11 protein-coding genes and 1 riboswitch are annotated in these 12,441 nt (G+C 40.1%); of the genes, 7 read left to right on the top strand and 4 right to left on the bottom strand.

Annotated elements, in window-relative coordinates:
* Positions 1–184: 184 nt before the first annotated feature.
* Complete coding sequence (locus tag OL444_RS08645; protein ID WP_264733617.1) at positions 185–877, top strand: helix-turn-helix transcriptional regulator; 693 nt, start codon at positions 185–187, stop codon at positions 875–877.
* Between the two features lie 98 nt (positions 878–975).
* The gene (locus OL444_RS08650) at positions 976–1,368 is read left to right on the top strand and encodes a RidA family protein (protein WP_264733616.1); all 393 of its coding nucleotides are present in this window, start codon (positions 976–978) and stop codon (positions 1,366–1,368) included.
* A gap of 124 nt (positions 1,369–1,492) precedes the next feature.
* Here OL444_RS08650 and OL444_RS08655 read toward each other — a convergent pair whose 3' ends face one another.
* Positions 1,493–2,212: a LytR/AlgR family response regulator transcription factor gene (locus tag OL444_RS08655; protein ID WP_264733615.1), complete on the bottom strand. Its 720-nt coding sequence runs from the start codon at positions 2,210–2,212 to the stop codon at positions 1,493–1,495.
* Positions 2,206–3,153, bottom strand: coding sequence for a sensor histidine kinase (locus OL444_RS08660; protein WP_264733614.1), 948 nt, complete (start codon positions 3,151–3,153; stop codon positions 2,206–2,208). Before OL444_RS08660 ends, OL444_RS08655 begins: the two co-directional genes overlap by 7 nt.
* 235 nt (positions 3,154–3,388) lie before the next feature.
* On the opposite strand from OL444_RS08660, the gene OL444_RS08665 reads away from it, so the two are divergent.
* Entirely contained in the window at positions 3,389–4,684 is a 1,296-nt protein-coding gene (locus OL444_RS08665; protein WP_264733613.1) for a hypothetical protein, read from the top strand.
* Between the two features lie 186 nt (positions 4,685–4,870).
* On the opposite strand, the gene OL444_RS08670 is transcribed toward OL444_RS08665, so the two are convergent.
* Positions 4,871–5,443, bottom strand: a complete 573-nt coding sequence (locus OL444_RS08670) for an inclusion body family protein (protein WP_264733612.1) — start codon at positions 5,441–5,443, stop codon at positions 4,871–4,873.
* A gap of 1,430 nt (positions 5,444–6,873) precedes the next feature.
* A complete protein-coding gene (locus OL444_RS08675) occupies positions 6,874–7,359 on the bottom strand; it encodes an Lrp/AsnC family transcriptional regulator (protein ID WP_264733611.1) in 486 nt (161 codons plus the stop codon).
* 138 nt (positions 7,360–7,497) lie between these two features.
* Positions 7,498–7,679: riboswitch (cobalamin riboswitch) on the top strand.
* Between the two features lie 184 nt (positions 7,680–7,863).
* Between OL444_RS08675 and OL444_RS08680 the strand changes: the two genes are divergently transcribed.
* Genes OL444_RS08680 through OL444_RS08695 form a run of 4 tightly spaced genes read left to right on the top strand, consistent with a single transcriptional unit; the run spans position 7,864 to position 12,256 of the window.
* Positions 7,864–8,916, top strand: a complete 1,053-nt coding sequence (locus OL444_RS08680; RefSeq protein ID WP_264733610.1) for a DUF1852 domain-containing protein — start codon at positions 7,864–7,866, stop codon at positions 8,914–8,916.
* Positions 8,917–8,942: 26 nt separating this feature from the next.
* Entirely contained in the window at positions 8,943–9,971 is a 1,029-nt protein-coding gene (locus OL444_RS08685) for a methionine synthase (RefSeq protein WP_264733609.1), read from the top strand.
* A gap of 51 nt (positions 9,972–10,022) precedes the next feature.
* Entirely contained in the window at positions 10,023–11,015 is a 993-nt protein-coding gene (locus tag OL444_RS08690; RefSeq protein ID WP_264733608.1) for a bile acid:sodium symporter family protein, read from the top strand.
* Positions 11,016–11,074: 59 nt separating this feature from the next.
* Positions 11,075–12,256: an alkene reductase gene (locus OL444_RS08695; RefSeq protein WP_264733607.1), complete on the top strand. Its 1,182-nt coding sequence runs from the start codon at positions 11,075–11,077 to the stop codon at positions 12,254–12,256.
* The last annotated feature ends 185 nt before the right edge of the window (positions 12,257–12,441 follow it).

Raw genomic sequence — 12,441 nt, forward strand, 5'->3', positions numbered from 1 at the left:
TAAGAGGCGGTAACTGATAATAATTCCAGGCAGCCGGAGGGATTTCTTCCGGCTGCCTGCTTTGATAGGTGCTTTATCTTTAAAATAAGTGACTTAATAGATTATCTGTTTTTTGAAAAGACAACAACCTAAAAGGAGGATTCATGAAATTTGGCTACTTTTATCTATGCTGGAGGAACGATAAATGGATAATAACACGACAAACCGCCTTTCGCGGCTGACTGCTATACTTATTCAATTGCAAACAAAGCCACTTGTGACTGCAACCGGGTTAGCAGATAAGTTTTCTGTAAGTATCCGAACTATTTATAGAGATATAAAGGCGCTGGAACAGGCGGGAGTACCCATTATCACAGAAGAGGGAAAAGGATATTCCCTGATGGAAGGATATAAAGTTCCCCCGGTTATGTTCACTGAAAGTGAGGCAAACGCATTGATACTGGCAGAACAGTTGGTATTGAACAACAAGGATGCATCTTTTGTAAAAGACTATACGGACGCCATTGAAAAAATAAAGGCGGTTTTACGCTATACGGAGAAACATAAAGCTAATCTGCTGACAGAACGTACACGGTATACCCAAAATATTAATCGTGAAAGGACGAGCAATAATTTATCGACCCTTCAATTTGCGCTGACCAATTTTCAACTGGTTCAAATTGAATATATGAATGAAGAGGGTAACCTGAGTAGCAGAATAATTGAACCATTTGCATTATTGAGCACCCAGGAAAACTGGTTGCTGGTAGCCTGGTGCCGGCTTAGAAAAGACTTCAGATATTTCAGGCTCGACAGGATTCAGCAGGCAAAGTTACTGGCTGAAAGGTTTACCCCTCATAAAATGACCTTGCAGGATTTTTTTGATAAGTATTATTAATTTTCTTCTTACCCCTGACATACCGCTGTCACATCCCCCTTTTAATTTTGAGGCATCGAATGACGGAACGTCGTTTGGTAACGCTTAAAAATATAAATATGGAAAAAAACACGTATGATCCCTGGACATGGGGAGAAAGGACCAACTCAGCACAGGCTGTTGAAGTCAAAAATGTAACGGGTACACTGTATTGTTCAGGGCAGGTAGCGATTGACGCCAATGGTATACCCAGCAGCGCAGATATGCGTTCACAGCTTATACAGACAATTCAGAATTTGGAGCAGCTGATCAGTGAATCGGGCTATGAGTGTAAAAACATAGTAAGGCTCAATGTTTATACCACTACTGTGCAGGACTTCTTTGCCACCTGTATGGATATTTACACCGCGTTTCTGACAAAATACGGTATTAAACAAGCAACTACCCTGTTGGAAGTGAAGGGGCTTTTTGCTACATTAACTGTTGAACTGGAAGCTACTGTGGTAAAGTAATTATTTGCCGGAAAAGGCAGCTGCTAATATTTTGTGGCAGTTGTCTTTTTCCTGTTTTTATCCGGATGTACTGTAAGTAACTGGAGTTTCCTTTACCTGCTGAAAATAGGAATGGGACATCACTTTAATCTTTAAAGTCACCCTGTTGTTTGTTTGTCAGATACTGCTTTAGGTCTTGTTGCTTCCTGCGACTTATAGGTAATTCATGCCCTGCAATTCGAACCCGGGATTGGGTAACCGTACTAATGTGATCTAAAGACGCAATGTAGGATTTGTGAATCTTTAAAAAACTATTTTGTGGTAAACGTTCATGGATACCTTTCAAACTGGAGTACACGGTATATTTTCGTTTCGTAGTAACGATATGTACATAGTTGAGCATAGATTCGATAAATAATATATCCGCGAGGGTGATTTTCTCTAAACAATTATCACACTTGACATATAAATAATCGGGTTGTTCCCGATTGTTTTTTACGGTTGATGAGCCACTGATTTTAATTTTTGCCTTTTCACAGGCCTTTGAGAAACGCTCAAACGTTACCGGTTTCAATAGGTAATCGGTGACCTCCAGCTCAAATCCCTGTAAGGCATATTCAGGATACGCCGTGATAAAGATGATCTGCTGGAAGATATCTTTTTGTTGTAAAAATTCAATGCCACTCATTTGTGGCATTTTAATGTCCAGAAAAATCAGGTCCACCACTTCGGTTTGTAAGATGGCGCTGGCAATAACCGGATTGCGGGCTGTTCCAACCAGCTGTAAAAAGGGTATCTGCTCAATGTAAGCTTCGAGTTGTCTGCGTGCCAGTGGCTCATCTTCTACAATAATACAATTCAGCATCGGTGTAAGGTTAGATATAAGTTGATGGAATATTGGCTATCACCTTCTTTAACATGAAGTTCGTATTCGTTGGGGTATAGCAGTTCCAGTCGCTGTCTTACATTCTGCAAGCCAATTCCTGGTCTGCTGGAGGCATCTTTAATGGTGCTGGTGTTCATGCAGCAAAAATGCAATCGTTCATTTGTAAACTGAATATCAATCTGTATGATATTTTCCCTGTTATCATCATCGGAGACGTGCTTAAAGGCATTCTCCACAAAAGGCATCAGCAATAATGGTGCAATTTTTAATGCTTCGCTTTCTACTGCTATATTTAAGCGGGTAATAGCTTCTGTACGTATTCGCTGAAGATGGAAGTAGTTTTCCAGATACAGTAATTCTTTGGATAACGGAACAAAGTCAGTACCACATTCATATAACTGATAGCGTAACAGGTTAGCAATGGTGATCAATGTAGTCTTTGCCTGAGGCAAGTCAAAATCTAATTGTGTATAAAGACTGTTGAGTGAATTGAATAAAAAATGCGGATTCAGTTGTGCTTTGAGATACGTCAGCTCCGCCTGGGCGTTGGCCTTTTCCAGCGCATTCAGTTTGCGTTGAGCATTTACCCGATCAAATGCCAGCTTTACATATCCGCCCCCTAATAGTCCCAGTAAGGCAATGAAGAAGCGATTGTATTGCAAATCGGTATAGTTCCAGGAAAAATTAAAATGAATGGGAAACAGCATATGGTTCAGCAATATCTTCATGATAAAAGCATATCCACCTGCCAGTATCACCAGCCATAGAAACGATAGTGACAGCAGTTTGGTGATATTTTTATCCTTAAAATAGCGTGGCATCAGATAAGCATAAATGCCATAGAAAGCACAGAGTATCATACTTACATCCAGTGCAGCAAAGTACAACTGGTTTCCTTTGTCACTGATATAGAAATACATGATCTGGTTCCATATAAAAAAGAATCCCAGCCAAAAGCACATATGTAATAAGAAACTTCGCATGAACCAAATTAATGAAAATGGTAAAGAGATACACTTGTATTATAGTAAATGCCTTATTTACAGGATTAATGGTAGTTAAATGAAGAACATTGCCTATGTTAAAAGAGATCTGACCTTTGGTATAATACAAAATTATAATTATCAGCCGGATATTTAATTTACACAAAAAAGTATGAAAGCTTTTAGTGTATGGTTGTTGCTACTCGCTATCACCTGCCGTGGTCTTGCACAGCAAGGGGATACCGCAGTGATGCTTGCTGCCCGGTATTTCAGACAAGCAGATTCCGCGGGCAGCCGCAACGCTATTTGGAAACAGCCACTTTATGGCCCTATGCTGCTGGTAGATCCGCAATCCCGCACCACTTATGCGAATATGCCGGATAGTAAAGGGATCTTTACCTCATTGGGAGAAGGTATTTACAAAGGACAGTTACCTAAGGAAGTAATGGTGGCCAATACGTCTATCAACTGGCAAGGTCAATGGTGGACTGTTATATTATGGCCATTACCTGCAGACAGGGATGAGCGGTTAAGCCTGATGTTACATGAATCCTTTCACCGCATTCAAAATAAATTGGGTTTGCCTGCGTATAGCCCCACCATAGATCATCTGGCAACGACGAACGGACGTATCTATTTGCTGTTGGAACTGCAAGCCTTAAAATCAGCCCTGGCAAAGCCCATAGATCAGCGTAAGGTTGATTTGACGCATGCGCTGCTCTTTCGCAAAAAGCGACAGGAGTTGTTTCCGGCAACTTTCGATCATGAGCGCCAATTGGAAATGAATGAGGGACTAGCTGAATATACAGGCGTATTACTGGGCAGACCATCGGACAGTATCCGGCAACATTTGTATACGGAGATTGATCGGGCGGCCACGCGACTTTCGTTGATCCGGGCTATGCCCTATATTACCGGCCCTGTTTATGGATATTTACTTTATGAGAAATCACCCGCCTGGACACATGCCGTGGATTCCAATGCTTCATTTTCGGCTTTGATTGGAAAATACTATCAGGTGACCGTGCCCAAAACAACGATCACAGCTGAATGGGTGAAGCTGGAAAAGCGGTATAAAGGAGATCGTATCATACGTACGGAAAAAATAAAAGAGAAAGCCAGACAAGCGCAAACAGCTGTTTATACCCGTCTTTTTACGCGCTATCCGGTGTTGGTCATCAACCTGCAGAAAATGAATATTGTCTTTAACCCTAATAATTTATTCGACCTGGGACAACTGGGTACAGTATATCCTACTGCTGAAATAAAAGATGTTTGGGGAAAGCTGAAGGTGGAAAATGGTGGCATGCTTATGCAGAACTGGCAAGTGATTACATTGCCGGCAAGGGATAATCTGTGTGTAAAAGATGGTATTGTACAAGCGAATGGCTGGTCACTGGAATTGAATAAGCATTGGTACATTGAAAAGAAAGATAGCTTGCATTTTGTCTTGCTCAAACGGGAATAGTACCCGGAGCAACAGCTCCTTTATTGAAAGGGGCTATTTAAAGGAAACGAGTATTGCGCCGAAGAATTATAAGAAATTGAGACCAGCGTAGCTGGCCTGTATCAGGTTTCAGACATTATACAGCAGTTCCGTTTATGCAGAACTGCTGTATATAAAACATTGAATACGTAAAAGGATATCAGCGGCTTATTGTACCTGAATGGTTGGATCCCAGTAGAAGTAGCCATAAAGTACCTGATTCTCCCCGGATGCATCCAGCTCATATAGCGCCAGATAGATGGTGAAGACTTCAGTGCCTTTACTTTTTATCTTGGAATCAAATGAATAAAATGTGAGGGGGGTAGTTAATGGGGGAACACTATTGGGTGATGAAGGCACTACTGAACCAGTCCTGGTGATCGTATTTGTCAGAAAAGGGTTAAATACATTCACTGAGTCGTTGCCTTTTATTTTATAGACAATAACAGCATTTTCTGAATTACCGGAAACAGTCGTTGCCCTGAAAGAAACGGTATCTTGTAAATTTGCCTTGAAGGTAATATTCCCCGGGCCAGGTTCCGACACGAAGTGATCATAAGGGCATCTCATGGTGACACCCTGGTTGTAATGAATAGGCTGTGGTTTGTCCGGGTCCTGACTTGGATTGGGATTGAGGGACTTAATTTGTTCGACGTCAACGATTGTTAATACACTGATGTTGTTAACTACCGATCTTTGAGCAGTTCTTGAATGCTCGGGAGCTTGCGCTGTGTTTGACATATGAGGTGATGTTAAAGTTTTACCTACTCTGTTCTGGCTTTTCGGTATCCGCCATTGATTATATATATGTATATCAGAAAAGAATGCTGATCATCTCCGGAAAGAGAAGTCAAATGTGAGTAGATAACACCCGGAATGGGATAATATTGGTCAGTTAGTGTCCTTTTAAATGGTGCATTGATGTTATGGTATTTGAGGGTTGGGAATGAGGTTAGGAACTGGTTATTTGAGATCGTAAGTTTTTACGCTAATAGATAACAGCGCTTAATTTGATTTTGTTCATGAATGAGAAAAAATTTCAAAAAAAATTCTAATACAGAATGTAAGCATTCCTTATTATTATCTTGTTGATATGATTTGAATTTGTCTATGGTATTTGCGTTGTAAGCATGTCGCTCCTGGTCGCAAAGTGTTTTGTTATTGGCCCGGGTATTTTCTTGCGTTGTTTTAAAGGGCTGATACTGGTGCGGTTGCTCAATCCCAGACAATCTGCCCCCTAAGGATACATTCTTGCGACGGATGTAAATGGTTGCGGAGTTTGTGCATTTAATGACCTCAAAAAAGGGAAACACTAAGCGATTATGATCAACTGCTCACTATACTTATATCGCAAAACATACCTTTTTGAATTGATATTATGAGAAGCATATTGAAGCTGCCATATGGAAATTGCCAGGGCCATCGAATCTGGATGCTACCGCACCAGTTCTCTGGTTCGGTAGGTTGAAACCCATCTGCGAAGCTTGATATAAATTTATTGTAACGGATATAGAAAAATTGGAGAAAGGATTTTGCAGGAGTGAAATAAATACAATCATAACCAGTAAGCTCTCTCGGGGGAGTGATCCCAATCCTGACAATAATTTCAATTTAAAATTATCAAGTGAAACATGATTGCTTCTTAGATAACCTATCGTCTATTGGTGAATGTTTTTTTGAATTTTGACCACTACACATATGGGGATTTCTTAAACGTTGAGGAGCCTCTTTGTTAATATATTGTTGATTTCCTGAGAAGGATATTTATCGCATAGGGTATTTATCAAACGGTGCAAGCATTGAGAAAATATCGTCACTAATACTTGTGTTATCCTCTAATGTTTTGGTTGTTTTCACTCCTTCAATTAATTTAATGGGGTAAGGAATCAAAAATCAAAGGAAGTTTTTTGCGGACTACGAGGGACAACTTTCGAACCTTCTGATAGATGATCTATCTAAAATTGAGGATTTTTGTAAAGGACATCGACATCTTATAGATCAACGACATTCAGCTAAGCATTTTTACAAACATCTTCAACCCTAAAACTTTTAATTGCGCTTTGAGAATAAATAATTTGGTTACCACTGCACTCATACACTTGCATCCAATAATAAATAAATCTTAAATTTTCAAAATTTATTGTACCCATTAACCCAAACTTCTGTCACTATTAAAAGCAGAAATTATGCGAATTCTTGATCTCCGACATAACGAAGGTACTGTGCGCGCTGCCAATACTTTTTACTGAACCTAGTTTATTAAATACGAAATCCTGGTAATGCTTCATGTCACGGGCAAACACTTTTAGAAAAAAATCATAATCTCCAGAGATATTATAGCATTCAACTACCTCGTCAATCTTGAGAATATCCGCCACAAAACTATGTCCGATTTCCCGGTCATGTTGTTTTAGCTTGATATTGCAAAATACAATAAATCCCTGGTTGAATTTTTCCGGGTTGAGCAGTGCAATATATTTTTTGATGTAGCCATTGTTTTCCAGTCGTTTGACCCGTGCAACGACAGGCGAGGATGACAGATTAACTTCCTCGGCCAGCTCTTTAATCGTCCGGCTCGAATCATTCGTCAATAGCTTTAATAGTTTCAGATCGATCTCATCTAGTTGGTCCATAGCATAAATAACTTTAATGGCCATAAAAATAAAAAAATTACAGCATAAATAGCTAAAAGTAGTTTCAAATACGGCATTTTTTACTTAATTCTTGGTATTTAATAAGTTTTTATGGTCAAAAACATAACTTTGACAGCAATTTAATACTTCTGTTCTTTTCATATTTCAACAATCAGGAAAGGTTTTACTTAGCGGTGAATTAAAAGGGAATCGTGTGCAAATCACGAGCTGTCGCGCAACTGTAAGTAACACAACAGGGCTTTACAATAGTGGTCACTGCGAAAGCGGGAAGGCTGGTAAAAGCTGTTACAAGTCAGGATACCTGCCTTTGCTGTATTGGTCGATGCTTCCGCGTAAAGAGGTCATTGGTCAGATTGTACAAGTTTTAAGCCCATCAAGGCTTGATCACGCCTCTTCATGTACATATCTCTTCCTTAGGTCCTTTCTTTAGTGGTCGCAGCGTTTAATTGATAATTAAGTTAGCTATAGAATAATTGTTTTTTGAAAATAAAATAATTGCAACAACTAATGGAAGCGATCATATCAGAAAGTTCGAAAGTAAACGAACAAAAATACAGGGAAAATATTCAGAATACCATCAAGGATAATTTTGTGTTCACGCTGAAGAGTACATGTTTAGATGAAAACTATCACCCCTCAAGTCAAACGCGTCTGACAACCAATTTTGCAAACTTGGCCAGAGGAGCTAATCGCCAACAAAACTTACGTAATGCCTTAAATATGATTAACAATCGATTCAATGCATTGGCTCATTTGGATAATCCTAAAGGTGATCGTTACCTTGTAGAACTTGAAATCATCACAGTAACGATGAGTATTGGTGATAAGAATGGTATTAACAATCTGCCGTTGATTGAAGTTTTAAAAACGAATATTTTTGACCGTAAGACTAGCCAGCGTATCGAAGGTATTGCCGGAAATAATTTTTCCTCTTATGTTCGTGATTATGATTTCAGTATTTTATTGATCGAGCACAATAAAAATAAATCTAATTTTTGTATTCCTGAAAATTTTGGTGATTTGCACGGAAAACTTTACAAGTGCTTTGTGAGTTCAGCCACTTATAAAGAGCACTTTAAAATGTCTCCGATCATTTGTCTAAGTGTATCGGGCAACAAAACGTATACCCGCACTGAGTATCAGCATCAGGTTCTGGGTTTTGAGTATCTGCAGGATCAGTATTCTATCACTGATGAATATTTCTCTAAAATGGGCTTAAAAGTTCGTTTTTTCATGCCTCCGAACAGTGTGGCACCGATGGCTTTTTATCATTCCGGAGATCTGCTTGCTGATTATACTGATATTGGACTAATCAGCTCAATCAGTACGATGGAGACTTTCCAGAAGATTTATCGCCCTGAAATTTACAATGCAAATTCAGGGGCTGGGAAAATTTATCAACCTAGTCTTAAACACGAAGATTATTCACTGACCCGCGTGGTTTATGACCGTGAAGAGCGCAGCCGACTGGCTGTTGAACAGGGTAAATATGCTGAAGAGCATTTCATTAAACCTTACCAGGATATTCTTGAGCAGTGGGCTGCTAAATTCGCTAATTAATAAATCAAAGAAAATAAGAAACAACAATGGAAAAACTATTACCAACCTCAATTGTAGGAAGTTTACCTAAACCAGCCTGGCTTGCACCACCTGAGAAACTTTGGTCGCCCTGGAAATTAGAAGGAGATCAGTTATTGGAAGGGAAACAAGATGCTTTGCGCATTTCTTTGCAGGAACAACAATTGGCTGGGTTAGATATCATTTGTGATGGTGAGCAAACACGCCAACATTTCGTAACCACTTTTATCGAGCATTTAAGTGGTGTAGATTTTGAAAATCGCAAAACTGTGAGAATTCGTAACCGTTATGATGCGAGTGTTCCAGTGGTTGTAGGTGATGTTGCACGTCAAAAAGCAGTTTTTGTTGAAGATGCTAAATTTTTACGTAGACAGACTAATAAGCCTATAAAATGGGCATTACCGGGACCGCTTACAATGGTAGATACCTTATATGATGACCATTACAAAAGCCGGGAAAAATTAGCGTGGGAATTTGCGAAAGCACTCAATGAAGAAGCAAGAGAGCTGCAGGATGCAGGGGTAGATATTATCCAGTTTGATGAACCTGCATTTAATGTGTTCTTTGATGAAGTGAACGATTGGGGAATGGCAGCATTAGAAAGAGCCATTGAAGGTTTACACTGCGAAACTGCAGTGCATATTTGCTATGGTTATGGAATACAAGCCAATAACGATTGGAAAAAAACATTAGGTTCAGAATGGCGTCAATACGAAGAAATTTTCCCTAAAATTCAAAAATCTAAAATTGACGTGGTGTCATTAGAATGCCACAACTCAAATGTGCCTTTAAATTTAATTGAACTTGTTCGAGGCAAAAAAATAATGGTTGGTGCAATTGATGTGGCCACCAATACTATTGAAACACCTGAAGAAGTAGCTAATACGCTACGTAAAGCGCTTGAGTTTGTAGATATTGAAAATCTTTACCCTTCTACAAACTGTGGTATGGCTCCTTTGTCCCGAAACGTGGCAAGAGGTAAGTTAATTGCTTTAAGCGCAGGAGCTGAAATTGTACGCAAAGAATTTGCGATTTAGTTATAATTGATAAATAATTTTGGATCACCGGAAAATTATAGTAGCAGCACTTTGAATAAGTTATTAGCAGTATTAAAGAAAGCAGGTTTCGATGGTTTCCTGTTAATGATAGGTACCATGATTATGCTGGCCTATTTTTTGCCTCAACCAGGCATGATCAAAGAGCCTGTTTCGCTAGAGGAGATTGCCAATGCAGGCGTGTCGTTGATTTTCTTTTTCTATGGCTTGCGGCTGAGCGTTGAGAAACTAAAAGCCGGGCTTGCCAACTGGAAAATGCACATTATCGTCCAATTAACAACTTTTTTGTTTTTTCCGCTCATTGTTTTGGTATCTCGCCCCCTGTTCGTCAACACCGACTTAGAGTTGCTTTGGTTGGGTATATTTTTTCTGGCGGCTTTACCTTCCACAGTCTCTTCTTCCGTGGTCATGATTTCCATCGCCAAGGGCAACATTCCCGCTGCCATTTTCAATGCTAGCATTTCCAGTTTGATCGGAGTAGTGGTTACGCCGCTCTGGGTTGGACTATTTATCGCTTCTGCAACAGGTCATTTTGATGTCACTGATATCGTCATAAAGTTGATGCTTCAAGTCTTGTTGCCTGTCATCATCGGCATCAGCCTCAACTCCCGTTTTGGCGCCATTGCTGAAAAATATAAGAAACAGCTCAAGTATTTCGATCAGGCAATCATTCTCACCATCATTTACACGTCGTTTTGTAAGTCATTCTCCCAGCATCTTTTTGAAGGCTTCACCGCCCTTGAGCTTGCCGGACTCGCCGCAGGGATGATGGCCTTATTTTTTGCTGTGTTCTTTTGTGTTGGACTACTCTGCCGATTGTTTGGCTTTTCAGATGAAGATCGTATTACTGTCTTATTTTGTGGATCTAAAAAGTCATTGGTACACGGAACCGTCATGTCAAAAGTGCTCTTTCAGCACAGTACCATTACAGGCATCATATTGTTGCCACTCATGCTTTACCATGCCTTGCAATTGATTGCCGCCAGTATTATCGCTCAGGGGATGGCCAGACGAAAAGAAGTATAATTTTTACAACAATAGCTAACGTTGATAAATAGCGTAAAAAATATCTTCAGCAGAAGGCAATGATGGTGTGCATCAACAATGATGTTTATCTGCCGGTCTTTGACCAATATGGCAATTATGAAAATGGTAATATGAAACTTTTTGAAAAAACACAGTTAGGAGGTGTCAACCTGAAAAATAGAATGGCCATGGCAGCGATGACCAGAGGTCGTACAGATATAAATGGTTTAGTGGGTGATATGACCATAGAATACTATACCCAAAGAGCAGGTGCAGGTTTGCTGTTTACTGAAGCCATCAGGATTAGTGAAGAAGCTACCGGGAGTCCATTCACTCCGGGTATCTTCACTGGTCAACAAATAGAAGCATGGAAGAAGGTTACAGCAGCGGTACACGATAAAGGCGGTGTTATTATAGCTCAGCTTTGGCACGCTGGCCGCATGGGACATTCTGCAGACAGGAATGGCAAGCTCCCTTTTGCGCCATCACCCTTGCCTATCCGGGGAATGCAGCATTTTACCTCTCAGGGTAAGAAGGATTACGAAATACCAAGGGAAATGACAATCCCGGAAATCAGGCAAACTATAATGGACTTTGGCCAGGCCGCAAAAAACGCCGTAGCCGCAGGCTTTGACGGGGTTCAGCTACATGCTGCCAATGGCTGTCTGCCTAACCAGTTCTTAGCTGAAAGTGCCAACCAAAGAACAGATCGTTACGGCGGCAACATCCCTAACAACACCCGCTTTGTACTGGAGGTGATGCAGGAATTAATCAGTGCGGTAGGAAGTAAAAAAGTGGGTGTTAAAATATCTCCTTTCCATCCTTATGGTGATATAATACTTGATAACCCTTCTGCCACTTATACCTACCTCATTGAAGAATTCAACAAGCTGGACTTTGCCCATGTAGAACTCATGAGGCGCAGCCCATTTTTCCCTTCGCCTGAACATTATGCAGCTGACAACGAGATTGAATTCTTTGGCAGAAAAGTTCGTCAGACAGTTATCGCTAATGCAGGGTACGACAAGGCTTCTGGCGAGGCAGAACTTGAAAAAGGCATTGCTAAGCTTATTTCCTTTGGCAAGTTATACATCGCAAATCCTGACCTGCCGGAACGGTTCGAAAAAAATGTTGCGCTTAGTGAGCCGGACAGGGCAACAATATATGGCGGCGGGAAACATGGTTATATTGATTATCCACTATGGAACGAGTACAATGCCATCAAAATAAAAGATAATTAAAACAATAGCAATATTGAAATTAATTCCTTCGTCAAATAAATTTAAGTCGCTTCAAGTTTAAAGAGGCGGATAGCGCAGATTCTGCGTCAGTATTACTTTTTTTGTTAAAACAATAAATTGTTCTATAAAATTTCCAATGCTTCGTAAAAAAAGGGCATGAGATAGCCATGGGCGTTAGAGGTTTA

The organism is Chitinophaga nivalis (genome assembly GCF_025989125.1).
GTDB classification, from domain to species: domain Bacteria; phylum Bacteroidota; class Bacteroidia; order Chitinophagales; family Chitinophagaceae; genus Chitinophaga; species Chitinophaga nivalis.

Bases quoted from the DNA above. Each gene is read 5' to 3' on its own strand.
- OL444_RS08645 (WP_264733617.1), top strand. From the start codon at position 185: ATGGATAATAACACGACAAACCGCCTTTCGCGGCTGACTGCTATACTT.
- OL444_RS08650 (WP_264733616.1), top strand. From the start codon at position 976: ATGGAAAAAAACACGTATGATCCCTGGACATGGGGAGAAAGGACCAAC.
- OL444_RS08655 (WP_264733615.1), bottom strand. From the start codon at position 2,212: ATGCTGAATTGTATTATTGTAGAAGATGAGCCACTGGCACGCAGACAA.
- OL444_RS08660 (WP_264733614.1), bottom strand. From the start codon at position 3,153: ATGTATTTCTATATCAGTGACAAAGGAAACCAGTTGTACTTTGCTGCA.
- OL444_RS08665 (WP_264733613.1), top strand. From the start codon at position 3,389: ATGAAAGCTTTTAGTGTATGGTTGTTGCTACTCGCTATCACCTGCCGT.
- OL444_RS08670 (WP_264733612.1), bottom strand. From the start codon at position 5,443: ATGTCAAACACAGCGCAAGCTCCCGAGCATTCAAGAACTGCTCAAAGA.
- OL444_RS08675 (WP_264733611.1), bottom strand. From the start codon at position 7,359: ATGGCCATTAAAGTTATTTATGCTATGGACCAACTAGATGAGATCGAT.
- OL444_RS08680 (WP_264733610.1), top strand. From the start codon at position 7,864: ATGGAAGCGATCATATCAGAAAGTTCGAAAGTAAACGAACAAAAATAC.
- OL444_RS08685 (WP_264733609.1), top strand. From the start codon at position 8,943: ATGGAAAAACTATTACCAACCTCAATTGTAGGAAGTTTACCTAAACCA.
- OL444_RS08695 (WP_264733607.1), top strand. From the start codon at position 11,075: ATGATGGTGTGCATCAACAATGATGTTTATCTGCCGGTCTTTGACCAA.